The sequence below is a fragment of the Pradoshia sp. genome (assembly GCF_051873915.1).
Classification (GTDB): Bacteria; Bacillota; Bacilli; order Bacillales; family Pradoshiaceae; genus Pradoshia.
Genome location: NZ_JBJEFJ010000193.1, coordinates 1 through 26,516 on the forward strand (window position 1 = coordinate 1; position 26,516 = coordinate 26,516).

General features: G+C 41.6%; 27 protein-coding genes. 17 read left to right on the top strand and 10 right to left on the bottom strand.

Going from position 1 to position 26,516, the window contains the following annotated elements; all coding sequences use genetic code 11:
• On the bottom strand, positions 1-352 hold a 352-nt coding region (locus ACI35L_RS16580), incomplete at its 3' end, for a glycosyltransferase family 2 protein (RefSeq protein ID WP_439803364.1).
• Positions 353-833: 481 nt separating this feature from the next.
• Here ACI35L_RS16580 and ACI35L_RS16585 point away from each other — a divergent pair.
• The 11 genes from ACI35L_RS16585 to ACI35L_RS16635 all read left to right on the top strand — a co-directional run bounded on the left by ACI35L_RS16585 (position 834) and on the right by ACI35L_RS16635 (position 11,183).
• On the top strand, positions 834-1,781 hold the full coding sequence (locus tag ACI35L_RS16585; RefSeq protein WP_439803365.1) for an AraC family transcriptional regulator: 948 nt from the start codon (positions 834-836) through the stop codon (positions 1,779-1,781).
• 26 nt (positions 1,782-1,807) lie between these two features.
• Entirely contained in the window at positions 1,808-3,220 is a 1,413-nt protein-coding gene (locus tag ACI35L_RS16590; protein ID WP_439803366.1) for an MFS transporter, read from the top strand.
• A 101-nt stretch (positions 3,221-3,321) separates the two neighbouring features.
• A complete protein-coding gene (locus tag ACI35L_RS16595) occupies positions 3,322-5,091 on the top strand; it encodes a glycoside hydrolase family 3 protein (protein WP_439803367.1) in 1,770 nt (589 codons plus the stop codon).
• Positions 5,092-5,236: 145 nt separating this feature from the next.
• A complete protein-coding gene (locus ACI35L_RS16600; protein ID WP_439803368.1) occupies positions 5,237-5,917 on the top strand; it encodes a GntR family transcriptional regulator in 681 nt (226 codons plus the stop codon).
• A gap of 353 nt (positions 5,918-6,270) precedes the next feature.
• Positions 6,271-6,651, top strand: a complete 381-nt coding sequence (locus ACI35L_RS16605) for a VOC family protein (protein WP_049672418.1) — start codon at positions 6,271-6,273, stop codon at positions 6,649-6,651.
• Positions 6,652-6,762: 111 nt separating this feature from the next.
• Positions 6,763-7,506 carry a MerR family transcriptional regulator gene (locus ACI35L_RS16610; protein WP_049672417.1) on the top strand — a complete coding sequence of 248 codons (744 nt, stop codon included), beginning with the start codon at positions 6,763-6,765 and terminating at the stop codon, positions 7,504-7,506.
• 72 nt (positions 7,507-7,578) lie between these two features.
• A complete protein-coding gene (locus tag ACI35L_RS16615) occupies positions 7,579-8,325 on the top strand; it encodes an ABC transporter ATP-binding protein (RefSeq protein WP_439803369.1) in 747 nt (248 codons plus the stop codon).
• Entirely contained in the window at positions 8,300-9,043 is a 744-nt protein-coding gene (locus ACI35L_RS16620; RefSeq protein WP_439803370.1) for an ABC transporter permease, read from the top strand. Before ACI35L_RS16615 ends, ACI35L_RS16620 begins: the two co-directional genes overlap by 26 nt.
• Before the next feature lie 102 nt (positions 9,044-9,145).
• A complete protein-coding gene (locus tag ACI35L_RS16625) occupies positions 9,146-9,778 on the top strand; it encodes a DUF305 domain-containing protein (RefSeq protein ID WP_049672414.1) in 633 nt (210 codons plus the stop codon).
• A gap of 184 nt (positions 9,779-9,962) precedes the next feature.
• Positions 9,963-10,394 (top strand): NUDIX domain-containing protein, encoded by a 432-nt coding sequence (locus ACI35L_RS16630; protein WP_439803371.1) that lies wholly within the window; start codon positions 9,963-9,965, stop codon positions 10,392-10,394.
• Positions 10,395-10,640: 246 nt separating this feature from the next.
• Entirely contained in the window at positions 10,641-11,183 is a 543-nt protein-coding gene (locus tag ACI35L_RS16635; protein WP_156185667.1) for a cysteine hydrolase family protein, read from the top strand.
• Positions 11,184-11,354: 171 nt separating this feature from the next.
• Here ACI35L_RS16635 and ACI35L_RS16640 read toward each other — a convergent pair whose 3' ends face one another.
• From ACI35L_RS16640 to ACI35L_RS16655, 4 genes are all read right to left on the bottom strand, one after another.
• Positions 11,355-11,933, bottom strand: coding sequence for a hypothetical protein (locus ACI35L_RS16640; RefSeq protein WP_049672412.1), 579 nt, complete (start codon positions 11,931-11,933; stop codon positions 11,355-11,357).
• A gap of 141 nt (positions 11,934-12,074) precedes the next feature.
• Positions 12,075-12,350, bottom strand: coding sequence for a hypothetical protein (locus ACI35L_RS16645; RefSeq protein ID WP_439803372.1), 276 nt, complete (start codon positions 12,348-12,350; stop codon positions 12,075-12,077).
• A gap of 436 nt (positions 12,351-12,786) precedes the next feature.
• A complete protein-coding gene (locus tag ACI35L_RS16650) occupies positions 12,787-13,614 on the bottom strand; it encodes an MIP/aquaporin family protein (protein ID WP_439803373.1) in 828 nt (275 codons plus the stop codon).
• A 37-nt stretch (positions 13,615-13,651) separates the two neighbouring features.
• Positions 13,652-14,371: a GntR family transcriptional regulator gene (locus ACI35L_RS16655; protein WP_439803374.1), complete on the bottom strand. Its 720-nt coding sequence runs from the start codon at positions 14,369-14,371 to the stop codon at positions 13,652-13,654.
• Positions 14,372-14,539: 168 nt separating this feature from the next.
• Between ACI35L_RS16655 and ACI35L_RS16660 the strand changes: the two genes are divergently transcribed.
• The 5 genes from ACI35L_RS16660 to ACI35L_RS16680 all read left to right on the top strand — a co-directional run bounded on the left by ACI35L_RS16660 (position 14,540) and on the right by ACI35L_RS16680 (position 20,474).
• Positions 14,540-16,426, top strand: coding sequence for a beta-glucoside-specific PTS transporter subunit IIABC (locus ACI35L_RS16660; protein ID WP_439803375.1), 1,887 nt, complete (start codon positions 14,540-14,542; stop codon positions 16,424-16,426).
• A gap of 13 nt (positions 16,427-16,439) precedes the next feature.
• Positions 16,440-17,879 carry a 6-phospho-beta-glucosidase BglA gene (gene bglA / locus ACI35L_RS16665; protein WP_439803376.1) on the top strand — a complete coding sequence of 480 codons (1,440 nt, stop codon included), beginning with the start codon at positions 16,440-16,442 and terminating at the stop codon, positions 17,877-17,879.
• A 287-nt stretch (positions 17,880-18,166) separates the two neighbouring features.
• Positions 18,167-19,354, top strand: coding sequence for an MFS transporter (locus ACI35L_RS16670; protein WP_439803377.1), 1,188 nt, complete (start codon positions 18,167-18,169; stop codon positions 19,352-19,354).
• A 79-nt stretch (positions 19,355-19,433) separates the two neighbouring features.
• Positions 19,434-20,276, top strand: coding sequence for a MerR family transcriptional regulator (locus tag ACI35L_RS16675; protein WP_049672405.1), 843 nt, complete (start codon positions 19,434-19,436; stop codon positions 20,274-20,276).
• Between the two features lie 12 nt (positions 20,277-20,288).
• Entirely contained in the window at positions 20,289-20,474 is a 186-nt protein-coding gene (locus tag ACI35L_RS16680; protein ID WP_049672404.1) for a hypothetical protein, read from the top strand.
• A 39-nt stretch (positions 20,475-20,513) separates the two neighbouring features.
• Here the strand turns inward: ACI35L_RS16680 and ACI35L_RS16685 are convergent, their stop codons facing one another.
• Together ACI35L_RS16685 and ACI35L_RS16690 are read right to left on the bottom strand one after the other, a co-directional pair.
• On the bottom strand, positions 20,514-21,968 hold the full coding sequence (locus ACI35L_RS16685) for a catalase (protein WP_049672403.1): 1,455 nt from the start codon (positions 21,966-21,968) through the stop codon (positions 20,514-20,516).
• A gap of 147 nt (positions 21,969-22,115) precedes the next feature.
• Entirely contained in the window at positions 22,116-22,988 is an 873-nt protein-coding gene (locus tag ACI35L_RS16690) for a TetR/AcrR family transcriptional regulator (RefSeq protein WP_439803378.1), read from the bottom strand.
• Positions 22,989-23,146: 158 nt separating this feature from the next.
• On the opposite strand from ACI35L_RS16690, the gene ACI35L_RS16695 reads away from it, so the two are divergent.
• Positions 23,147-24,649: a DHA2 family efflux MFS transporter permease subunit gene (locus ACI35L_RS16695; protein ID WP_049672401.1), complete on the top strand. Its 1,503-nt coding sequence runs from the start codon at positions 23,147-23,149 to the stop codon at positions 24,647-24,649.
• Between the two features lie 489 nt (positions 24,650-25,138).
• Here the strand turns inward: ACI35L_RS16695 and ACI35L_RS16700 are convergent, their stop codons facing one another.
• Genes ACI35L_RS16700 through ACI35L_RS16710 form a run of 3 tightly spaced genes read right to left on the bottom strand, consistent with a single transcriptional unit; the run spans position 25,139 to position 26,205 of the window.
• On the bottom strand, positions 25,139-25,426 hold the full coding sequence (locus tag ACI35L_RS16700; protein WP_049672400.1) for a hypothetical protein: 288 nt from the start codon (positions 25,424-25,426) through the stop codon (positions 25,139-25,141).
• 10 nt (positions 25,427-25,436) lie between these two features.
• Positions 25,437-25,826 (bottom strand): SHOCT-like domain-containing protein, encoded by a 390-nt coding sequence (locus ACI35L_RS16705; protein WP_049672399.1) that lies wholly within the window; start codon positions 25,824-25,826, stop codon positions 25,437-25,439.
• Between the two features lie 13 nt (positions 25,827-25,839).
• Complete coding sequence (locus tag ACI35L_RS16710; RefSeq protein WP_439803379.1) at positions 25,840-26,205, bottom strand: DUF2089 domain-containing protein; 366 nt, start codon at positions 26,203-26,205, stop codon at positions 25,840-25,842.
• Between the last annotated feature and the right edge of the window lie 311 nt (positions 26,206-26,516).

Below are 26,516 nucleotides of genomic sequence, written 5' to 3' on the forward strand. Positions count from 1 at the left end.
GTTCAATGCCAATATTCCTCGGAATGCCTGGAGTTCCTGTATTTTGGTTGAGGATAACCAAGGATATATTTGGATAATTTTTCGAAAAATTCCGAATTATTGAAGCGGTATTATCCGTAGAACCATCATCTACAATGATAAGTTCAATCTTTTCAAAATCGAGGCTTTGATGAATAACAGATTCAATCATTTTGCTTATAGATTTTTCGGCATTGAAGGCGGCACATACAACTGTAATCAGTTTTCGTTTTGAAAACAGTTTGTTCTTTAGTGATTGTGGATTATTAATAATGCTTAGTTCTTTAGTTGATAGAAGCTCCATTGCTGAGTGTCTGTAGTTAAATGTTTTCATAGCTGCACCCCTAAATAGAATTTCTTACTTATTTAGCATAAAAGATTGAAAGGTCAATATCAAGCTAATGGAATAAAAAGGTAATTTAGGATTCTGCTTTCTATTAAAGGCTGGATGATTCCTCTTGCTAGTGTAACTATATAAAGATATTTATTTATCCGATCATAACTACAATCATGCTGTGCATTTATAGACGAAGATTTCAGGGAAGGGATAATAGCAGGTATTCTGTAATTGTTTAAATGGTATCCCTAATCAAGTACAGCAATCTATGGTTTCAATGAAAAAGGCTTCTGAAAAGGACACCATCTTTTTAGAAGCCTTTTTGTAACCCAGAAAAAATCAAGCACAATTTAAGTCAAAAAAAAAGGAAAAGAAAGCACTTTCGTAGAATGCTTTTTTTCTTTTGGTATACTAGTATGGTAATAGGTATTCTGAGGAACTTCCTTTAGAATGCTGACTTCCGGGAGTGTGAATAGTAGTGAATCGATGGGCAACAGACTGTTATCAACCTAAAGTATTAGATGAATCAATCATGGCTTTTTACCGTCTTCAAGGATTAAATCAAGCTATGTCAGAGAATCGATTTGATACCCACAGTACATATGAGATTTATGTTTTTGAAGAAGGGCATTGTAACTATTTTATTCAAGATGCTATATACGATTTACAGCCAGGGGATATTGTTTTGTTGGATGGATTGACTTTACATAAGGCCAATACAACCTCTCCTGAAACCTATGTGAGGAGTATGGTTCATTTCTCACCGGCTTGGTGGGAAAAGATTATGTCTAGATTGGGGATGCCAAACCTTCTGTCTCCCTTCCAAAAAATGAACACTTGCATACTTAGGACAGGATTTGATGATTCAGGTCAGTATGTGTCCAAGAAAATCAGGTGGCTCGCAGTACAACTGGAAGAAATTCATCGGGAATTTGAATGTACAGGCCAGGTAAATGTCTTATTAAAGGCTGAAATAGAGCTTGAATTTCTTCAGCTCCTCATGAAGATTTATAAAATGAGTGCAAGTCAATATTTCCGAGTTGAGCCAAAAAACATCGAAAAGAAACGGCAGGCGGATAATATTGCCTCATGGATCAATCAACACTATTGTGAAAAAATCAGCTTAGAACGAATCGCGAAAGAGTTAAATCTCAGTAAATACTATATTTCTCATCTTTTTAAAGAGGTGACGGGTTATACGGTCATGCAATATGTGATGGATTGCAGGTTGATTCAAGTAAAGTACTTGCTAGAAATGCAGCCCAATCTGCCGCTTGAGGATATATACATATCCACTGGCTTTGAAAGTGCCGCTCATTTTAGCCGCTTCTTTAAAGAAAGAATGGGAATGACACCAACTAGTTACCGGAAAATGAAGTCTGGGTCAAAATTTGTCCAATTATGCTCAACATTGAGCAAAGTATAATGAAATGATTTTAGGAGGTTTTCAGCATGAGTATGAGAGAGCCAGCAATGCTGCAGGAGAATCAAATTGAATCGAATGTAGCTCGGCCATTCGGCTTTAGAGATAAATTAGGTTATTTATTAGGTGATTTTGGAAACGATTTCTTTTTTATCCTTACAAGCACTTTTTTAATGGTTTTCTACACAGATATTTTCCATATCAGTGCTGCAACAGTCGGTGTGCTATTTATGATTGCCCGCCTATGGGATGCATTTGCTGATGTCGCTTGGGGTCGTTTTATTGATACACGACCAGCAACGAAGCATGGAAAGTTTAAGCCTTGGATTTTGCGCATGTCATTCCCGCTGGTTATTACAGGGGTATTGATGTTCACGACAATACCGGGCATGTCTAACGGCTTCTATCTAGCATGGGCTTTCGTGACATATATTGTTTGGGGGACTTTATACAGTACGGTTAATATTCCTTATGGATCAATGGCTTCTGTTATTTCAGCTGATCCGGTTGAACGCACAACACTTTCTACTTGGCGCACAATCGGTGCATCATTGGCAGGTCTTCTTATCGGTGTTTTAGGACCAATGATTGTATTCGTGGATAACAAAATCAGTGCAGACCGTATGTTCATGACAGCAATTGTCTTTGGGGTATTGGCGATTTCTTGTTATATCGGCTGCTATAAACTGACTACAGAGCGTATCGCAGTACCAGTAAAAGAAATTGAAAAAGGTGCCTTCCTTCGTTCAATCAAAAGCTTAGTGACAAATAAACCATTCTTATGGATTTTGGCAGCATCACTGATGATCATGGTCACACAATTCATTACTCAAGCAGTTAATACGTATTTGTTTAAAGACTATTTCAGTAATGCATCTGCTTTAAGCTTAGTTTCACTTATCCAAATGGCGGCCATGTTCCTTACGGTTCCATTGGTAAAACCGTTAGTAGCAAAATTCGGGAAAAAGGAAGTGTCCGTTGTTGGGGTAGGAGCTGCAGCTGCTGTCTTTACCCTGTTGTATTTCCTAAAAGGTCTAACCGTAATGCCATTTATCCTTACAATGGCACTTGGTATGGTTGGTATGGGCTTCTATAGCTTCGTAAACTGGGCATTCATCTCAGATGTTATTGACTATCATGAATACAAAACATCCTTACGTGAAGATGCAACCGTTTACTCAATCGTCTCTATGTCGCGAAAAGTAGGCCAGGCATTGGCCGGCGGAATTGGCGGTTTTGCGATTGCGGCTGTTGGCTATGATGCGACAGTTGGAACGCAGCCACAGGAAGTGCTAAATGGCATTCACATGTTAGGTACATTGGTACCAGGAATTCTATATGGACTAGTTGCACTTATCTTATTCCTGTATCCACTAAATAAAAAAAGAACACTTCAGCTTGCTGCGGATTTAGCCGCAAAAAGGGAATTTACGAAAAAATGATCCAAATATTTGGGACCGGTGAAGATGTGGGAAAGGCTTAATGTCTTATCACATACAAACCGGTCTAATGTACATAATGATGATAGATGGAGGAAGTAAGAATGGTGAATTTAAAAGCAAAACCATTTCATTTAACAGATGAAGCGATTAAATGGGTAGAAGATATGATTGCAGAGATGACGATTGAAGAAAAAATCGGTCAGTTATTCGTCAATATGGGAGCAAGCCGTGATGAAGAGTATTTAAAAGGCGTGTTAAATGACTATCATATCGGTGCAGTTCGTTACAATCCAGCTACAGCTGAACAAGTATATGACCAAAATAAAATCCTGCAGGAAAATAGTAAAATCCCTCTATTAATTGCGGCAAATACGGAGAGCGGTGGAAATGGGGCTTGCATAGACGGTACGTATGTGGCTAGTCAAGTGAAAATTGGCGCAACAAATGATCCCAAATATGCATATGAAATGGGGAGAATTTCAGGAGAAGAGGCAGCTGCTATAGGCTGTAACTGGAGCTTTGCGCCAGTTGTTGATATCGATATGAACTGGAGAAACCCAGTAATCTCTACTCGTTGTTATTCCAATAAGGCAGAGCAAGTCTTGGAATACTCTCTAGAATACATGAGAGGTATTATGGAGAGCGGTATAGCCCCAGCTGCTAAGCACTTCCCTGGAGATGGCGTAGATGAAAGAGACCATCACTTATCATTTGCTCCTAATACTTTAACAGTAGAAGAGTGGGATAACACATTCGGGAAAGTTTATGGAGGATTAATTGAAGCGGGATTACCATCTATCATGTCAGGACACATCGCTTTACCGGAGTATGTCCGTCACTTTAAACCAGATGCGACTGTCGAAGAGTTAGCTATGCCGTCAAGCTTGAATGGCATCGTATTACAAAACCTATTGAGAGATAAATTGAACTTCAATGGAGTAATCGTAACAGATGCTTCTCACATGGTAGCGATGACATCTGCTATGAAGCGCAGTGAAATGCTTCCTGCAGCGATTGCGGCTGGCTGTGACTTGTTCTTATTCTTTAATGACCCAGAGGAAGACTTCCATTGGATGATGGACGGATATAAAAAAGGAATCATTACGAATGAAAGACTTGAAGAGGCTTTAACACGTATCTTAGGATTGAAGGCTTCTTTAGGGCTGCATACAAAAGCGAAGACAGAAATATTACCGCCAAAAGAAGAAGCAATGGCGAAAATCGGAACAGAACCAAATAAGGCTATTGCACTAGAAATTTCCGATAAAGCAATCACATTGGTGAAGAATAAGCAGGAATTGCTGCCAATCAGTCCAGAAAAGAATAAGCGAGTATTGCTTGTTGAAGTAAAAGGACCAGAATCTGCTTATGGAAAGATTATGGCTGCTATGTCAGGCGGTAAGAAGAAGCCAATTGAATTAATGAAGGAATTACTTGAAAAAGCAGGTTTTGAGGTTGAAATCTATGAATCTGCCATTGATAAAATCTTGAAGCTTCCGCCGCAGGAAATGTTAGGGGCCGTCATGAACGTATACGCTCAAAAACGTCCAATTGCTGACTTAACAAATCAGTATGATTTAGTCATAAACATAGCAGATGTACCACCAAGCACAGACCAACGTATCCAATGGAATCCTTCAAAAGGAACTCCAGACATCCCGTTCTATGTTAATGAAGTGCCAACAATCTTTATATCCCTGCAATGTCCATTCCACTTAGCAGATGTACCGCAAGTTAAGACGTATATTAATGCTTATGATAATCACGAGCATACGTTATCGGCAATCGTTGATAAATTATTAGGACGTTCAGAATTCAAAGGTGTAAGTCCTGTAGATGCATTTTGTGGATTTATCGACACGCTCATGTAATGTAAAGGCAGCCGTCTAATCTATATGTGCTGGTCCTTAAACACATAAGGAAGTTAGAAGATCATTTGTAGTAGATGATCTTTCTTCCTTATGTATGTTTAATGAAAATACATAGTCGATTCTCTCTAATAGGAGTGAGACCAATATGTTAAAAACGGTATTAAGATTACCTGGTGAGAATAATAGTCATTATTCCTATCGTGCAATTAAGGAAGGTATTTTATCGCTGGAGTTACACCCGGGTGAACTATTAAGAGTTGGAGAACTATCTGAGACACTTAAAGTCTCAAGTACGCCTATCAAAAATGCCCTGTGGAAATTACAGCAAGAACATCTCATTGAACTAATCCCTCAAGTAGGTACATATGTTACAAAAATCAATCTAGAGCTAGCTGAGGAAGCGGCTAGCATGTGGTTTGATTTAGAAAAGAAATTTTTAGAAATGGCCTGCAGCCATTTTCCGGCTGATTATCTTCAACAGCTTAAAACAAATGTTCATCTTCAAAACATATTAGTAAATCAGAAATCGGGCTTGCGGAATGAAAAAGAATTGGCAAACAGGTTTTTTGAATTAGATGACCAGTTTCATATGATTATTTTTTGCAGCCATGAAAGAAAGAACACCTGGAAAGCCATTTCGCAAATGGCTTCAAACTATCATCGAATAATCACACTAATTCAGAGTGAGGATTATGTAAAAAGAATGGTAGCCGAACATAATGATATACTCTCCATTCTTGAAAATAAGGAAGTGGAACGAGTAGAGCCGGTTCTTAGAAATCATATTTTCAAGCCAATAGAGAATTGGAGAAAACTTCAAGGGTAATGGATGTGGAAAACTTCCTTCTTTCGTATAAGCTGTTGTGAACTTTTCACGAAACGCATCCAAATTCATTCATCCATATATACATAAAGACGCGCAGTCGGACATCTGCTTTTAATGCTAAGTAGATGGCCGGCTGTGTGCATATGGCATTCATTTTATAGCTTGATGATAGTAATAAACGGATTCACCTCCTCAACTCCCCAATCCTTGAAATTTTTTTATGGTCATTTGTGATGTTCGCTAGTCAAATGGGTAAAAGGTGCTCTTCTTAAGAAAGAAGCGAAAGTTAGTCGGTTTGGATGGCCAGATTTAGGAGAGGATAGGAGGGTACTTTTAAGCTGGAGGTAATCAAAATGATTAATAAAATTGGGAAAATAACCATTTATGTAGAGGATCAAGCTGCAGCGAAGAGATTCTGGACGGAGAAGATGGGGTTTGTGGTTAAATTTGAGCAGCAAATGGGACCGAATATGGCCTGGATTGAAGTGGGTCCGAGTGAGAGCGAGTTTACGACGTTTGTTCTTTATGATAAGAACGCGATGAAAAGGCAAAACCCATCTACGAATGTCGGGCATCCGTCCATTTTACTCAGTACGACTGATATTGAAAAAGCCTATGCGGAGATGAAAGAGAAGGGTGTAGAAGTCACAGAAATCATGAAAATGCCGTACGGATCGATGTTTACATTCAGAGATCCGGAGGGGAATAGCTATTTATTGCGGGAGGACAAGTAAGAACCAGTTCATGTGAGCTGGTTTTTTTGTATGGAAAAGCATAACCCTCCACTAAACCACCAGACTTTTATTCAATGCTATCATGGTGATAGAGTGCAGGAGGTTATGGCGATGAAAACCTATAGAACAGCAGAAGTGGCGAAAATCATCGGGATTCATCCGAATACGGTGCGTTTATATGAGAAGTGGGGACTCTTGCCGAAGGTGGAGCGAGAGGCGAATGGATACCGGGTGTTTACGGATTTCCACCTTTCACAAATCCGGCTTGCCAGGGTGGCGTTTCAGATTGAGGTCCTGCAGAATGGTTTACGCAAAAGGGTAGTCCAAATTGTAAAGGAATCCGCACAAGGACATTTCGACCGTTCTATTGAGCTTACAAATGACTATTTAGTACAGCTTCGGAGGGAACGGAAGCAGTCGGAGGATGCCATTCAAGTCGTGAAGGAGCTGCTGGCTGGGTCTGCAGCAGCAAATACGAGGACATTTAAGAGAAAAGAGGTTTCCGAGCAACTGCATATTTCAATGGATTCCCTCAGGAATTGGGAGATGAATGGTCTTCTAGCGGTGAAGAGAAAGGAGAATGGGTATCGTGTTTATTCGGAAGAGGATATTAAGAGACTGAAAGTCATCCGTACGCTTCGCTGTGCGAATTATTCTCTTGAAGCCATCCTGCGTATGCTGCAGGAATTATCCTCAAATCCAGAGGCTGATATCAAGGAGGTCCTGAATACACCAAGGCCAGATACGGATATCATTGCTGTTTGTGATAAGCTGATTGAGTCGCTGGATGCAGCTGAAGGAAATGCTCTTCGCATGCAGGAGATGCTGAAAAAGATGAGAGAAAGATTCCGATAAACCCTCCACCTTAACACCGGTCTTTTGACTGGTGTTATTTTTACATAGGCAAAAGAAGAAGGAGGGAAAGAGATGGAGAGTGTCATTATCGTTGAGAAGCTATCTAAATCATATGGGAGTTGCGTTGCGGTGGATACAATCAGTTTCGCAGTGGAACGGGGCACAGTCTTCGGTCTGCTGGGGGCGAATGGAGCGGGAAAAAGCTCGATGATTGAATGTATAACAGGGACGAAAAAACCGGATGACGGCTCAGTATCTATCCTTGGGATGGACCCAGTCCGCAGTCGGAAGCAGCTTTTTGAACGGGTGGGTGTTCAGTTTCAGGAGACCGGCTATCAAGAGCAAATTAAAGTAAATGAGCTATGTGAAGAGATATCCTCCCTATACCAAGAACCAGCAGATTATCATGACCTGCTAAGTAAATTTGGGATTGCGGATAAAGGGTCAAGTTTTGTTAAGGAGCTATCTGGCGGCCAGCGTCAGCGTCTATTTATCGTCCTGGCATTGATCCCTGAGCCTGAGGTCGTTTTCTTGGATGAATTGACAACAGGATTGGATGCGAGGGCCCGGCGAGCTGTGTGGAAGATTCTTGCCAAACTGAAATCGAAAGGGTTGACGATTTTTCTAACCTCACATTTCATGGATGAGGTGGAGGTGCTGTGCGATCGCATTTGTATCTTAAAGAGCGGCAAATCCGTTTTTGAGGGAACGGTTGCGGAGGCGATTGAAGGCAGTCCATATGAGAAATTGGAGGATGCGTATCTTTGGTATACGGGAGAGGAGAAGGATGAGGATGAAGATGTTTCAGACCATGCTTAAAACTGAACTAAAGCTGTCTCTGCGGGGGATGGATATGTTCATTTTCGCTATTTGCGTGCCCTTGGTTGTCTTGATGATTCTTGGCATTATTTATGGGGACAAGCCAGCCTTTGATGGAGCGGGGTACACATTTCTTGAACAATCATTTGGCGGCCTTGTGACCATCGCCATCGCGGCTGGAGGCGTGATGGGGCTGCCGCTTGTCGTGTCAGATTATCGAAGCAAGGGAATCCTGAAGCGCTTCAAGGTGACACCGGTCAGTCCAGTGATGATCTTGATTGTGCAAGTCAGCATTTATACACTTTATGCGATTTTGTCCTTCATCTTACTATATGTCTGTGCGGTGTTATTCTTCGATTTTCAGCTAACAGGTTCGGTTCTGTACTTTTTTGGCGGCTATTTGCTCGTCATCCTTTCGATGTTCAGCATTGGCATGATGGTCGGGGGAATTGCTCCTAATACGAAGATGGCGAGCGTGATGGCAAGTCTCTTATATTTCCCAATGCTGATTTTCTCAGGGGCTACCTTGCCATATGAAGTCATGCCGAAATCTTTGCAGAGGTTTGCGGACATTCTGCCGCTTACACAGGGGATTAAGCTTTTGAAGGCCGCCGTCATCGGGCTTCCGATTGAGAATGCGATTATGCCGATTGCTGTCATGGCAGTCATTTCGCTAGTTTGTATAGGTGTATCACTTATATTTTTTAAGTGGGAATAATCATCATGCATTCACGTTTGTTACAACCGCATTAAGTACCTGGAATAAAAGATTACCCTCCCTTCGCATACTAAGAAGAGCCGGCTATAGGAGGGAAACTTAATGAGAAGAAGTATTCGAACAGCCTGTCTTGGCATTTTTGTATGGGCTTTGTGCATGAATGGTGTACAAGCAGACGTACAGCTGACTCAAAATGAAAAAGCCTATTATGAAAATTACCAAAGTATATTAGGTGTCATGAAAAAGGAAATGGAGGAGGCGCCGGAAACAGGGAATCCTAGTCTTGATTTCATCTATGAGATGATTCCGCATCATGAAGCGGCGGTATCCATGTCTGAGAATGTCCTGACATATGGCCAAAATGACAAGGTCAAGCAGCTAGCTAAAAACATTATAAAAGAGCAATTGGCTGGTATTGAGAAAATGGAGGCACTGGAAAAGCAGCTAAAGTTGAATCCTAAGGTCAATAAGCTGGCCGAGAAATCCTATTTGAAAGCTTATCAGGGCATTTATCAAAAAATGATAACGGCTATGGAAGATGCTAAACCGACAGGAAATATCGATAAAGATTTTCTTGAAGAAATGATTCCCCATCACGAAGGCGCTATTAAGATGGGAGCTAATATCCTGAAATATACGCAAAATAAAGAACTTAAATCCATTGTGCAACATATTATCGTGACGCAGAAAAAACAAGCAAGAGAAATGAAGGCTCTTTTAAAATCGATTCAATAACTAGATGTAGATTTCACAAAACCACTTCTAGCCGAACAAATAGAAGTGGTTTTCTCTTGGAAGGATGTTGGCTGATCATATTTTTGGGGAATATGGCTCAAACCCATTTTCAAGTAATGAATCTTCCTTGTATAGTAAAGGATGATTGATATAACTACTGTACTTGCTTCGAGGAGGACCCGTTATGCTGAATGAACCCATCCGTATTAGATGTGGAATGATTATAGAGAAAGAGGATAAAATCCTGCTGCAAAGAAGTCCAGGTGAAAATCATTGGAGTTTACCTGGGGGAATCATGCAAATCGGTGAGAAATATGTAGATGCTGCCATCCGCGGGGTATTGGAGGAGACATCTTTAAAGGTGGAAGAGACGGAATTCTTCGGTATTCTATCAGGAAGAGATTGCTTCATTACGAATAAGTTCGGTGATCAGGCATTTCATTTGCAGGTTGTATTTATGGCCAAAGAATATACAGGGAAAGTTAAAATCATGGATGAATGCAACCGGGAGCATCGATTCTACAAGCGCACGACACTTCCGAGAAATCTCAACCCGCAGCAAAAATTGTTCATCAATAGCTGGAAAGAGAAGACACCATTACCGATTATTAATTAAATCGTAATCGTGGAGCAGGAGAATAAAATGGACCCAATCTTGAAAAAACAAGTAATGGGTCTATTTTCATTTTAGATGATATGAACCTACTAAAGGGAGACCGCAAGTTGATTGATTACTGACCATATATTTAAATGTGGTGAGTAAGTAAGAGGATGTGGTCGATTCTCATTAGGATATTTATTGCAAGATTAAGCGGCAAAATGGATATGCTACTAGAAAAGTAAGAAAAGGTGGGGATATCTTGTGGATAATCTTCATACCGCATTGCTTATCATTGATTTGCAAATCGGTTCTTTTTCAATGGGAAAATCTATACATAAAAGTGAAGCATTATTACAGAACGTCCAATTCCTTATTTCAAGTGCCCGTATGGAGGGAATCCCCATCTTTTTTACAATACATAATGGTAAAAAGGGAACCCCTATCGAACAAGGAAAGTCGGGATGGAATCTACATCCAGACATTCAGCTATTGGAAGAAGACGTTATTATTGAAAAAGATTATCCTGATGCCTTTCAGCAAACAAATTTTCAGGAGGAACTTACTAAAAGAGGTGTCAAACGCATTATTATTGCAGGGATTCAATCGGAGGTATGTGTGGATGCCACTTGTCGGAGTGCAAGCAGCAAAGGATATGAAGTTATTCTTATAGAAGATGCTCACAGCACTTACGATACAACTATTTTGAAGGCACCTCAAATTATCAATCACCATAATCAAATTCAGTCACAATGGTTTGCTGTTATAAAGAAAGCAAAGGAAGCCTTTCCCTATAAGAGTAGATGAATAGTCTTGGTAGACGAATCATCTAGATAAAGCCGAGAGATTACCGTATTATCCAAAATGATTTATGCAGGGAAGAAGAGACACATTGGGAGTAGTGGCTTCAATAAAACATATGCTGATTAAATGTAAAGGGGGAACGTGCCAGTAATGACATGTTCCCCTTTTTCACTCTTACACCTTAACGTTCTCCTCATTAATGTGCTGAATGATTTCATCTAAGTCCTTGATCATGACATTTAGATCCTCTTGATGTCTCAAAGCCGCAAAGCGGAGGGAGGAGACAAACAGAGGATATAGATATGTATTGGTGACAATCTCCAAACACTCATATAGGTTTGAGGCATCCTCAGGCGCAATGACAGCGACCGTTGTGATTAAATAATCAAATTCATTATCGGTTGCATAATGGAGCTCAAAGATCTTATAGCCGGCATCAAGCTCTGCCTGTTCTGCTATTTTCTCCATTTCCTCCAGTAAGTAATCAATGTCTACGCTCAAGTACAGGGCTGCTTGTGGAAGGAAGTTGTATTCCGCAACAATGACCAAATAGTCCTCCCCATTCTCATCCTGCCATTTCGGATAGAGGAGCGGGAATACACCGGGAAAAGGGAAGTCAGTCATTTCCCCAAACTTAAAAACGGTATCCTTGAATTTCCTTCCATATGATATTAGATCCTCATAGCTGATTTCCTTCGCAAGCTCCTTGCTGATTGTATTCTCTTTCCCAACTTTTACGAATGGTTTCTTCAATATGCGGCCTCTCTTTCTATGGAAGTATGATCTTGCTCTTATCTCTTCATTATTCGGGAGTTTGGACGGATTCTCAATGACTATCTTTCTACAAATTACGACTTATTTTGTCTGTTTGTGTCTTAATTTGACGGTGAGCCATTATGCTTCATGAAACATGAGCAAAAAAACAACTGTCAAGATGGGGGAGATGATGAAGAGGATATTCAGAGTTTGTGTGATGCTGGTAAAGAGCGTTTTTTGAGCAGACGATTTATGAATGTAAAAGAAGGCGAAGAGGCCAAGAAAGACCGGGATTAATCCGATTATGCTGAAGCGGGGTGTCGGTTCAGCTAAAAGATGGGTGAGATAGAAGTAGACAAAAGCGGCATTAATGAGGATGAGAAAGGATGAAAGCCATCTATTTTCCTTTACCATTAAAGAACAGCTCCTTTATAAATTTTATTTAGGATAGCTGAAAGATATGTTCTTCTAATGAAAAGTATACGCTCTTTTAAATGCAAAAAAAAAGGAAATCCTTTCGGTGAAAAATGAGGCTTGTACAAAACGAAATAAATATTCCTTAAAAACGAATGATTGTCACTTATTCTTCCTATTCAACAGCAGTTGGAAATACAAGTCCGTTCCATTCCGCGAAATGCACTCGCTTTCCTCTACTTCCCGCAGGAGTCGAGTGCATTTCGCTCCATTCCACTAGTCACTAATAGTAGAAAGTCACAATCAACTCGTGCATGGAAAATAACAAATAAAGACCCGAAGAATTAGACGATAGATTCATTCATTTATCGTCTAATCCTTCGGGTTTATCATTGGCTAAAATACTTATGTCCCAGCCTCACAGAGTATTTCGTTTTCACATGGCTCTGACTCGTTCTGTTTGTGGCCTGTCCGCTTTTTTTATATTGGACAAATAGCATCCAATTAAGACCGCTGACGTAACCATGACGGTTAGAAGGAGGTGAGGCATCATGACTCCCTTGAAAAGGAGGTTGTATAGAAATCCGCCCATGCTTCCGCCGAGGAGCGGACCGATGATGGGGATCCACGCATATGTCCATTGGGATGGTCCTTTGCCTGGTATCGGCAGGAGTGCATGGACGATGCGCGGCCCAAGATCGCGTGCCGGGTTCATGGCAGCTCCAGTTGTTCCGCCGACAGAGAGTCCGAGCGTGATAATCAGGAAGCCGACTGTCAGCGGGTAGAGTCCGTCTGTAAACTTATTCGCGCCGAGTGAGAGGACGCCGAACATTAGGACGAAGGTTGCGAGAATTTCGCTAATTAAGTTGGAGAAGGTGTGCTGAATGGCGGGGCTCGTCACAAATGAGCCGAGAATAACCTTCTGGCTCTTCGTTTCCTTCCAGTGAGGAAGATAGTGCAGGTAGACGCCAGCCGCACCAATCATCATGCCTGCCAATTGTGCCGCAATGTAAGCGGGAACTTGTTCCCAAGGGAAAGTTCCCGAGAAGGCAAAGACAAGTGTGAAGACGGGGTTCAAATGAGCACCGCTTATATGCTGAACCGAGAATATGGCCAAAGCGACAGCTAAGCCCCAGGCAATCTGAATGGCGAGCCAACCCATATTATATGAAAAAGATTTCTTTAAATTGGCGCCTGCACATACGCTGCCGCCAATGAACAGCAGGATGGCTGAACCGATGACTTCTCCCCAAAAGGCCTCCATGATGCATCTCCTTCTTTCTACTGTTAATCATCTAATATCATTGGAAATTGTATAGATCCCCATTTCCTTGTACGAAGAACTGGCTTTGTTCATAATTATAGGTCACCTTCGAGAAATCGAAGGGCTGCCCGTTCGTTAAGTAAAAGATGCTTTCCGTACTAAGCTTAGGTGAACCAGTCGGCAGCCCTAAATAGCCGGCCTCCTCCTCAGTTAGCTTTCCAATATTCATGAACATATCTGAGAAGCCAATCTTGAGTCCGAGGGCTTCCTTGATATAGTGGAAAATCGATTCAGTGGCTATTTCATTATTTAAGTAGGGAACAATCGATTTATTATAGTAGGATTCCTCAAAGCATAAGGTTTGCCCATTAATGTAACGAATACGCGTAACATGATAAACCTCCGCGCCAATCTCCATATTCAGGTTTTTGGCGATTTCCTCGGTTGCTTTACGGATATCGAGCTGCAAGACCTTTGAGGTGATCTGGTAGTCCTCAAGATCCTTCTTGAAACCTTGGTCTGATAAAAGACTGATATAGCCCTTCCTTTTATTTCGTCGGACATAAATGCCGCTGCCCCTAACTTGAAAGACAGCCCCCTTCTTTTCTAATAAATCAAGGGATTTCATGATGGTGCTTTTGCTGACGCCAAATTGAGCCATCAATGTTTCAAGTACAGGCAATTTGTCTCCTTGCTGAAGATTATTGCTCTCAATATATTTCTCTATTTTTAACGCTATTTGCTGATATTTTAACATGATTATTTCCCCGCTTATTCTTTTGTTTTTTTATTCTATATTATATCACGATTCGAGAAAAATAATTCAACAATAAAAATATTATTTGTGTATTGATAAATTATTACGTACTAATTATAATGTGAATATACAAACAAATGAAAGCGATAACATAGAGGAGGGTACAAATTGTCAGGTAAAGTTAGAGATTACAGCAAATTAGCTAAGGATATTTTGGAGGCTGTCGGGGGCGAAGGCAATGTCATCAGTGCTGCTCGATGTGCAACAAGATTAAGGCTCGTACTCAAGAAAACAACGGATGAAATGAAGCAGAAAGTGGCAGCGATGCCTGGGGTTATCACAGTCGTGGAAAAGGGCGGCCAGTTCCAGGTTGTCATCGGCCAGCATGTGGGAACCGTATTCGAGCAGTTCTCTGAATTAGTCAATCTAGAATCATCAGATGAAGAGAACGGAAATAAGGGAACGGTACTGAATCGGGTCATCGCGACGATGTCCGCTGTATTTGCCCCATTTATTTACATATTAGCTGCAGCAGGTATTCTGCAAGGAACGTTAATTTTATTGAAGCTAGCTTTTCCGGCATTTGAGTCGACAGGCACATTCCAAGTATTTGATTTCATCTCTTGGGCGCCGTTCACCTTCTTGCCAATTTTCATAGCAATAACAGCAGCTAGACATTTTAAGACAAATCTGTATATAGCTATTGCTTGTACTGCTGCATTAGTCAGTCCAACATGGGCGTCTATGGCTGCTCAAATTGCCGCAGGAGAGAATATCACATTTATGGGTTTAGCTTTATCTGAAACAACGTATACATCATCTGTGCTGCCGCCGCTTTTCTTAGTGTGGATGTTATCTTATGTTGAACGTTTCTTAAATAAACGTATGAACGATGTTATTAAGCCATTATTTGTTCCATTTTTATGCATGGTTATCATGGTCCCGCTCGCACTTCTAGTTATTGGGCCAATCACAACAATGGGAGCGAACGGAATTGCGATCGGCTACAACTACTTGGCTGAGAATGCTCCTGCCTTAGCTGGTTTGATTATCGGTGGATTCTGGCAAGTGATTGTTATCTTTGGAGTTCACTGGGGTGTCACGCCAATGGTATTGGCGAACTTCGATATGTATGGCATGGATTCCTTCCAGGCTTATCAAACGATTGCGGTTATTGCCCAAGTCGGAGCCGTATTAGGTGTTGTATTGAAGGCGAAAAGCATAGAAACGAAGAAGGTTGGGATCTCTGCTGGTGTAACAGGCCTGTTCGGTATCACTGAACCAGCAATCTATGGTGTAACCTTGAAATTCAAAAAACCATTCATTTTCGGTTGTATCTCGGGTGCGATTGGTGCGATTGCAGCGAGCTTCTTCAATCCATACTATTTCGCTTATGCAGGTCTTCCTGGACCGCTTACGATCGTTAACGGTATCAGCCCGGATTATCCAATGTCTGTATGGGGGATTTTAGTGGGTGTTGCAATTGCAATTGTCCTTCCGATTGCGTTGATTCAAGTATTTGGTTTTGGTGAAGAAGAACAGGAAGTAACAGAAACAACAACTGACGTGGAAGCAAAAGAAGTATCCCGTCCAGCAGGCGTGCATGAAACAGTTGGAGCACCGGTTAGTGGAAGAGTCATCCCGCTTGCGGAAGTGCCAGATCCGGTATTCAGTTCTGGAGCGATGGGTCATGGGGTTGCAATTGAACCAACAGAAAATAAATTATATGCGCCATTTGACGGTAAAGTGGTGATGGTTGCACCTTCTAAACACGCGATTGGCATGCAATCAGATACAGGCATCGAGCTGCTCGTTCATATCGGTTTGGAAACGGTTGGATTGAATGGAGAGCCATTCGATTTGAAGGTGAAAGAAGGAGACCGGATCAGCAGAGGTGATTTGCTAGTCGAATTCGATAAGGATTTGATTGTTAACAAAGGCTTGCAAACGATTACACCAGTTATTGTGACTAATTCACATATTTATCAAGATATTGTTGTAGAAGATATCCAAGAAAGTAAATTAAATGATAAATTATTCACGCTAGTAGGTTGAGGAGGAACGATCAATGACAACATTACCAAAAGATTTCCTATGGGGCGGCGCTTTGGCCGCCCACCAATTCGAAGGAGGCTGGAATGCAGGCGGAAAAGGACCAAGCGTCGTTGACGTCATGACAGCTGGTGCTCATGGGGTAGCACGAAAGATTACGGACAAGATTGAAGAAGGCGAGTTCTACCCGAACCATGAAGCGATTGACTTCTATCACCACTACAAAGAGGATATTGCGCTATTTGCGGAAATGGGACTTAAATGCCTGCGCACTTCCATTGGCTGGAGCCGTATTTTCCCAAAAGGGGATGAAGCTGAGCCAAATGAAGAAGGCTTGAAATTCTATGATGATGTATTCGATGAATTATTGAAGCATGGAATTGAACCGGTTATCACCTTATCTCACTTTGAAATGCCGCTTCACCTCGCACGTGAATACGGCGGTTTCCGCAATAGAAAAGTCGTCGATTTCTTTGCGAAATTTGCAGAGGTTTGTTTTGATCGTTACAAAGACAAAGTGAAATACTGGATGACATTCAATGAAATCAATAACCAAATGGATGTGAACAATCCGATTTTCCTATGGACAAATTCCGGCGTTCTTGTCGGTGAAGGTGAAAATGCGAAAGAAGTTATGTACCAAACAGCCCATAATGAATTGGTGGCAAGTGCGCTTGCTGTCGCAAAAGGAAAAGAAATTAATCCTGATTTCCAAATCGGAGCGATGGTTTCCCATGTGCCAATCTACCCGTACTCATGCAACCCGGAAGATATCATGCACGCTGAAGAGGAAATGCGCCAGCGCTACTTCTTCCCGGATGTACAAGTACGCGGATATTATCCTAGCTATGCGCTCAAAGAGTTTGAACGTGAAGGCTATAAGATTCAAATGGAAGAGGGCGACGATGAAATCCTGCGTAAAGGTACAGTCGATTACCTTGGCTTCAGCTACTACATGTCCACAACTGTTAAGAGCGATGTGAAGAATGATAATACAGGTGATATCGTAAACGGAGGCCTTGCGAGCGGTGTGGAAAACCCGTATATCAAGGCAAGCGATTGGGGATGGGCAATCGACCCGACAGGACTCAGATATACCTTGAACCGCTTCTACGATCGTTACCAAATACCGCTCTTCATCGTAGAAAACGGCTTCGGAGCAATTGATACACTTGAGGCAGACGGCACTATCCATGACCCGGAGAGAATCCAATATTTGAAATCACATATTGAGGCTCTTGAGAAAGCGGTCAATTATGATGGTGTAGACCTTATTGGCTATACACCATGGGGCATCATTGATATCGTTTCCTTCACAACAGGCGAAATGAAAAAGCGCTACGGTATGATTTACGTAGACCGTGACAACGAAGGAAAAGGCTCCATGAAGCGTTACAAAAAGGATTCCTTCAACTGGTATAAAAAAGTCATCGAAACAAATGGCGAAGAACTGTAAATAGAGGAATGGAAGACCCGGAGCAGATTAACTGTCCGGGTTTTTTCAATATGTCCCGCCTGGATTAGCTAAGGGGTGGTAAAAGCCAGGCAAAGCCCACCCTTTATCCATGACAAAGGGGGCTGTAGGGGGTCAATAGGTACTTCTAAAGCACAGCATTATCCACCGTAATAATGATTGCGCTTACGCAAAATCGAACATCACAAAACTAGTTTGCCTCTATTGACTCTCCCCTAGGGTTAGACTTTATAGTTGATTATAGCAGTTCGAAAAAGAGGAGAGAAAACATGCAGAAAAAGAACTATACATTAGCTCTTTTATTAATGAACTTATTTATTGCCTTTTTAGGCATTGGTCTCGTCATTCCAGTTACGCCGACCATTATGAATGAGCTGAACCTATCGGGCTCCGTAGTGGGCTATATGGTTGCAGCTTTTGCGGTTATGCAGCTGATTGTGTCACCGATTGCAGGGAAGTGGGCTGATGTTTTTGGCCGGAAGCGGATGATTGTAATTGGGCTTTTGATTTTTAGCTTTTCAGAATTGCTTTTCGGGCTAGGGCAGCATGTAAGTGCCCTATTCTTATCCAGGATTCTTGGAGGGATTAGTGCATCCTTTATCATGCCGGCCATCACGGCCTACATTGCGGATATCACCACATTGAGATCACGCCCGAAAGCATTAGGATATATGTCAGCAGCCATTTCAACAGGCTTTATTATCGGACCGGGAATCGGGGGCTTTTTAGCTGAGATTGGTACACGGGTGCCATTTTTCTTTGCAGCAGGATTTGCTCTTTTAGCGGCGATTCTATCGATTATTACGCTTAAGGAGCCTGAACGAAATCCAGAGAATATAGAACTACCTGCAACTGGGAAACATAAAGGATGGAGACGGGTTTTTGTCCCAATCTATTTCATCGCATTCATGATTATTTTGATCTCATCCTTTGGCTTGGCCGCATTTGAATCCTTGTTCTCCTTATTTGCCGATCATAAATTTGGCTTTACCCCAAAGGATATTGCCATTATGATCACAGGAGGAGCCTTGATTGGGGCTGTCTTCCAGGTGGGGCTTTTTGACCGCCTGACAAGATGGTTCGGGGAGATTCGTTTGATTCGCTACAGCTTGGTACTCTCCACTATCCTGGTTTATGTACTGACAATTGTTGAATCCTACTCCATGATCCTACTAGTTACTTGGACGGTATTCATCGGGTTTGATTTAATGCGTCCGGCATTAACGACGTATTTATCGAAGATTGCTGGAAGTGAGCAGGGCTTTGTTGGCGGTATGAACTCCATGTTCACCAGCATCGGGAATGTATTCGGACCAATCATCGGCGGAATCCTTTTCGATGTTGACTTGAACTATCCATTCTATTTCGCCATTATAGTCTTAGCAATCGGGATTGGTATGACGCTGGCATGGAAGATGCCAGACAGTGCGAAAGCAAAAGAAGCCGTTCATTCATGAAAAGTACATGCATAAGGGGAAGAGCTCCTCATATGCATGTACTTTTTCTATTATAATAAGGGAAAGGATGTGATTTTATTTGAAGGAAACATTGTATACAATTGGGGAAATGGCAAAGCTGGCGAATGTCTCCATTAAAGCACTTCGCTATTATGATAAGATTGACCTCTTAAAGCCCATTCATGTCGACCCCAACACTAATTACCGCTATTATAAGGATTCGCAGCTATCCCAGTTGGATCTGATTAAATCCTTGAAATATATTGGAACACCGCTTGAAGAAATGAAAAGGGCTCAAGAGATGAATCCTTGGCTTTTACTTGAGTTCATTTCCGACCAGGAAAAGCTGATTCAAAAGAAGCTCGATGATCTCTTGAAGATCCAGCAGAATATCGCTATTGTGAAGAAACGTATGCAAAGGCATCTTCAAACACCTGCCCTTGGGGAAGTGTTCGTATGGGAGGAAGAGGAAACAACTATTATCTGCGCTGCTGCAAAGGATTTGAAGCCGAATGATATCTCGAATGCCTCCTATAGTCAGCTGAAGAAGACAGTAGAGCCAATCAGCGGATTTTTAAACACGGGATTTGGGGCTGTGTTTCCGTATAAGAATTATACGGATATCGAGAGTATTTATTATGAAAGCATCTTCGCGCCGGTGCTGAATAATCAGATGAATATTCCCTTGCAGCCTGGAATGGAGATAGCGAAGATAGAGGCAGGTACATATGTGTATATTGCGGATGTGTATACCCCGGAGAAATATATGCGCAATTATCAGAAGCTGATGGAATTTGTCGAAACAAATGAGCTGATAGTCATTGGTGATGTTTATGAAATCTTCGGGGCGATGCATTATTCACCGAACCATCAAGAGGAATTTATTATTGAACTAAAGGTACGGGTTGCGAAATCGGAATAAGAGGGTAGTCTCATGAAGGTATATAAGCTGCGGAGGCCATTTAAAGGATATCGAAGAGGGGCCGAATTTTACTTGATCGCTCAGTCTGAATTTATTGGGGTGAAAGAATTCACTCTGCGAACAAAGGATTTGACCAAGACGATAACGGTGAATGAGCGTGAATTTCTAAATTTTTTTACCTATATTAGACCAAAGTGAAAACCACCTGGCCAAGATCAGTCGCCAGGTGGTTTCTTTTTATCCTTTGTATTCTACGCCTAAGCCTGTTGCAATCGCCATAGCCAAGTCGCTGTCTGCTTCCCCGAAGTTGTGTAGAACGCGATCTAGGATGTCCATACGTTTTTCTTTTACTGGCGTTAAATCATGCACCAGGTTCTTGATTAGGGCTTCTTTTGTCTCAGGGCTGTAGGAGCGGTAGATGCGTCCTGCCTGAGCAAATGGACAAGTCTTTTCAATTGCATGGCGCAAGGTTTCGCTGCCGGCTAAAGGTTGAGGAGCCTCTGCATATTCTTTTTGTTCCTTCGGAGTATCCTTATTGCTGTTCGGTTCAAAGTTAATAGGCTCTGTTTGCTGTCTATATGGCATTTCACTGTCACGCTGATTGTTGCTGACAGGAACGTGCGGTGCATTGATTGGCAAGTGCAAGTAGTTTGGTCCGATACGGTGACGTTGGGAGTCAGAGTAGGCGAATAAACGACCTTGCAAGAGCTTATCCTCAGAAGGCAGCATGCCTGGCACAAGTACCCCAGGGTTAAAGCCGACGGATTCGGTTTCAGCAAATACGTTTTCGACATTTTTATTTAAGGTCATTTCCCCGAATTTCACAAATGGGAAATCCTCTTCAGGCCAGTCCTTTGTGGCATCCAACGGGAAGTAATCATAATTGTCGATGTCCTTTGGTTCAAGGAATTGTGCATATACATCCCATACTGGATATTCCCCGTTATCAATAGCGGTATAAATATCACGGGTTGCATGGTTAAAGTCATGAGCCTGGATTCGTTCTGCATCCTCTATGCTTAGGTTGATGATTCCTTGTCTAGGGACAAAGCGGATTTTCACATAGGTTGTCTTGCCTTCAGCGTTAATCCATTTATAGGCATGGACACTTGAACCTCTCATAGTTCGATAAGAGGCTGGAATACCCTCATCTGTGAACAGATGAATCAGCATATTAGTTGCTTCAGGAGTCAAAGACATGAAGTCCCAATAACGCACGGGATCCTGTATATTGGTCCGAGGGTCAGGTTTTAAGGAATGAATGACATCCGGGAACTTGATAGCATCTCGAATGAAGAATACCGGCAAGTTGTTTCCGACGAAGTCATAGTTCCCTTCCTCCGTATAGAACTTGACTGCAAATCCCCTTGGGTCACGCAGGGTCTCAGGGGAGTGAAGTCCATGGATTACGGTTGAGAAACGGGCGAACACGGGAGTTTCCTGGCCAACATTTTGCAAGAAATGCGCACTCGTATAGTGCTTCATGCTATTTGTCACGGTAAAGACGCCGTGTGCACCGAATCCGCGTGCATGGACAACGCGTTCAGGAACACGTTCACGGTTGAAGTGGGCTAATTTCTCCACTAGTTGATAGTCCTCCAAAAGGATGGGACCATTGGCTCCCGCTGTACGTGAATTCTGGTTATCCGCAATCGGGGCACCTTGGTTCGTTGTTAATTTCTTTTTACTCATGCTGCTGAACCTCCTCCTTTTATAGTTCATTAGTCCTATTCCCGAAATGATTGTGAAAATAAACACAATGTTGACGAAAAAATAAAAGGGGGGGATTTTCAAAGAAAAAACGCTGCAAATGAAATTTGACAGCGTTTTCCTTCCCTATTATATACCCTTTAAAAAATACCAAACCATATTCGTGAAGTTGGCAACCTGCATCTCTAGCGGTGTCTGTGAAAAGGCAAGCTGCAATGGCTTGAGCAAAGGCTGAATGACACATTTTCGAATGCGCTCCTGCTTGAGCTCTGACACGATGGCAGAGAAGAGATCCTGCTGTTCCTCCGTGAATCCGTCCTGCTTCTCGAGATAAGCAGCTGTCTCTAATATCGACTTAAGTGTCATATCCCTCCGGTCAATATTGCTTCTGAGGAAGTGGAGGGAGGATTGGTTAATTAATGATTTATCTCCATCAATCATGCTTGGGTAGATCAGCTCGATATAGGAGAGAAGGACATTAACGATTCGCTCAACGGAGTGGGGCATATGAGAGATTCGCACGGTAAACATGACGTATTGCATCATACCGAAGAACAAGACGGCACATTCCAGTGCATATTCGCGGATGTCTTCTCCGTATAAATCAACAAAGCGGTGAGAAAGCCACTCCATTTCATGGAAGCGGTGGTGCAGGACCAGCTTCTTGTGCTCGGGCTCATTGGAGCTCATGATGGCCTCAAACACGGCATGTAGATTTCTTTCCTCATTCAGCTTCATTAGGATAGAGATTTGCTCAATGAAGATTTGCCGGTCATTCGGGTCCCTGCCCATCTGCATCTCCATGCGCAGCTGGCTTGCGTCATAACGCAGTCCCTCGAGAATCTCTGCAATACAATCATTTTTCGATGAGAAGTAATTGTAGAAGGTTCCTTTAGATATATTGGCTAATTCAATAATTTCTTGTATGGATGTTTGTTGAATCCCTTTTTCAACAAATAATTTTAAAGCGACGTCTGCAACATGTCTTTTTCGTTTATTCATAGGCCCTCCGATAGTCAATCTATGGTTTAATTATAAAATTCTTCTTCTTTAATCTCAATAATTTGAACCATAAGTACAATATACTTGATGTTTTTGAACGACTTGTATAAAATCATCTAGTATATAAATTTCAAAAAAGAAGAAGAGGGACCAGATATATGAATACAGCTTTGCAATCAAAGAAACCTCCATATATGATGATCGTGATTTTATTTGTTGGTGCTTTCGTTTCGTTTTTAAATAACTCTTTATTAAATGTTGCACTGCCATCCATTATGGTGGACTTGAAGATAGATAATTACTCTACCGTTCAATGGCTGGCAACAGGGTATATGCTTGTGAGCGGGGTATTAATTCCTGCCTCAGCCTTCTTAATTACCCGGTTTTCTAACCGCAGCCTTTTCATCACATCGATGTTAATCTTTACACTCGGCACAGCGATGGCCGCCTTTGCACCGAACTTTGCCGTTCTATTGTCAGGGCGGATGGTTCAAGCGGCCGGTGCATCTGTCATGGGGCCGCTCCTCATGAATGTTATGCTGATCAGCTTCCCTCGGGAAAAACGCGGTACAGCGATGGGAATCTTCGGCCTTGTTATGATTACGGCGCCAGCAATTGGCCCGACATTATCCGGATATATCGTTGAATACTTTGACTGGCGCATTCTCTTTATGATGATCTTGCCTCTTGCCGTATTGAGCTTATTATTGTCTGTTTGGAAGCTTGAGAATGTGATGGAAACGGATAAGACAGCTACGATTGATTATTTATCCGTTGTCCTATCCACCCTTGGATTTGGCGGACTATTATACGGAGTTAGCTCCGCAAGCTCTGACGGATGGACAGACCCAGTGATTTTAACCACTTTAATCGTAGGCGGTATTGCTTTAATCGCCTTTATCGTTCGCCAATTGAAGATGGAGAAGCCTTTATTGGATTTACGTGCCTATAAATACCCGATGTTCGCCTTGGCCTCTGTTATCGCCATCGTGAATGCAGTCGCCATGTTCTCAGGCATGATTTTAACGCCTGCCTATGTCCAAAATGTCCGCGGCATATCACCGCTCGATTCTGGCTTGATGATGCTCCCGGGAGCAATCGTTATGGGGATTATGTCTCCTATCACTGGTAAACTATTCGATAAATTCGGTCCGCGTGTCCTCGCATTGACTGGTCTTGTGATAACGGGAATATCCACCTATCTGTTATCCGAGCTGCAGATTGATTCATCGTACCCATACATCATTTTAATCTATACCTTGCGCATGTTCGGGATGTCTATGGTTATGATGCCAATAATCACAAATGGCCTAAACCAATTACCTACACGCTTGAACCCGCACGGAACAGCAATTAACAATACAGCCCAACAAGTATCCGGTTCAATCGGAACAGCTGTACTTGTCACCATTATGAACTCTGTGACGAAAACAGAAGCTGAAAGCATGATGACGGGAATCGATCCGACCACTGTCACCGAACAATCGATGGCATTGCTCGGCCAGCAAGCCCTTCTTTCCGGCATTCAATACTCATTCCTTGTCACATTAGGAATCAATATTGTTGCCATCGTTCTTGCTCTATTCCTAAAACGAGTTGATGTAAGCAGCCGTGAGGCCATCAGCAAAATTGAAGAAGCTGGGAAGGAAAAAGTCAGCTAATAAATAGATTCAGAGCTATCTCTGCATGTGAGATGGCTCTTTTTTGCGGATATAAATAAGCATAATGAAAGGGTAAGAGGGGAGTTTCAAGATGTATGAGATATTCCGCCTCCTGAGTATACCGCCAATCAAAATAGGCGTAATTAGGGTGGTTTTTAAGGTTTTTATTTGAAAACCACTCAAAATATGTTCAAAAAACCTTTCAGTTTGTCTATTTTGAAGATGGGAGCGTTCAGTGGTATTGATTCTTATAGTTTAAGGGCGAACACAGCCTGTTTTAGGGCGAAAACGTATGTCTTATGGGCGGAAGTCCAGTGTTTATACGAGAATGAGAGTTAACTTATAAAACTTGTATGTTTTGGTTGCTTGAGTATGTGGGTTTACAAGAATGATCTATTAATCAGAAGTCGTGATAATTTGAACAGCAGCTATAACCCCATCTAAATTTGGAAGGGGTTACTTCAACATGCAGCTAATCAAAGGGCTTATTTATAGTCTAACTTTAACTTCAGTGCCGTCTTGAGCTTTGATGTCTACTAGCAAGAGCCCTTTATTCTTTTTTAGTTCCTTAACGATGGATTTTAGAATTTTTTTATCGATTGATGGCAAGGCAAAATTCGAGTGCGCCTTTTTTCTATCAAGGCTTGGCTCTGTCCATTTGTTAATCTTTTTCTGTAAGAATGTTGAAGACGCGATTGAGATAACAAGATTAAAGACCACATAGGGAATGGGAATAGAAAACTTGATGTCTTTCGTTTTCACTTTTACATGTATCATAAGCGAACCATCAATCGATGATGACTGAAACGGTATCCCCATTTGCCGATTTAACGTCAATGATAGGGCCATCTAACTCATGTTCAATCGCTTCAGTGATAAGGTTTATATCGAGGTCTTTAACGTATTTTTCCGATTGAGGAATACTTGCTGCGATGCTATGTCCAGCTGTTAGTAGCACCTTGATTAGTTTGATGGGTAAATTGACTGTGACGTTATCATTTTGAGCTGAAACAACATGAATTTTTAATGTCTTGTCTAAGTATCTAGCCGGCTTCTCAACAAGCTTATTGGCGGTTTCTTCTTTGTCCTTTAATACTTGAATTAGTTCAGAGCCTTTTTCTGCATCAATCTTTCCCTCTTGAACCATTGTTAACACTCGTGTAATTTCCTCTTTCATGATCGATTCCTCCCTATTCCTCTTTTAAAAGCTTAATAGCTTCTTCTGGTGTGATTTCACCATTCTCTAACATGGTCACAACTTTTTTCTCATCAGTTTCATTTTTCTTTTTCTGCTCATATCCAAGGGTTGAAATGATATCTGTCAGTTTACCGCGAACGGTTGGATACGATATCCCCAGTTCCTTTTCGACCTCTTTAATATTTCCTCTGCAGGTTAGAAATACTTCTACAAAATGAAGCTGATCCTTTGATAAGGAGGCCAGTTTGGATAATTCAAATTCGTTTTCTATCGTCGTGTGACAGTGGGAGCAGTGCAGCTTGGTGATTTTCAATGTTTTACTGCATACAGGGCAATCTGTGATTACTGGATAAGCCATATTGTAATTCCTTTCAGTTATTTGATTTGATTATATAACAAAGAATAGAATATATAAATGATAAAATTTAATTATATTCACGAATTAAATCAATAATATTAATTTGTAAATTAACATTATTGATTTCCCCACAAGTGAAATGCTAGTGCTTATAGCTTTGTTGATATGATAGACCGGAAGCAGAAGCTTTGACATCCCGTTCACTCCTATGATAAATTATCTCTAAATCAAGATGTTTAAATTAAAGATATTCATTTTAATCAATCGATTGATTAAGGTGATAGAAGGAGAAGAAAAATGAAAATCGGCAT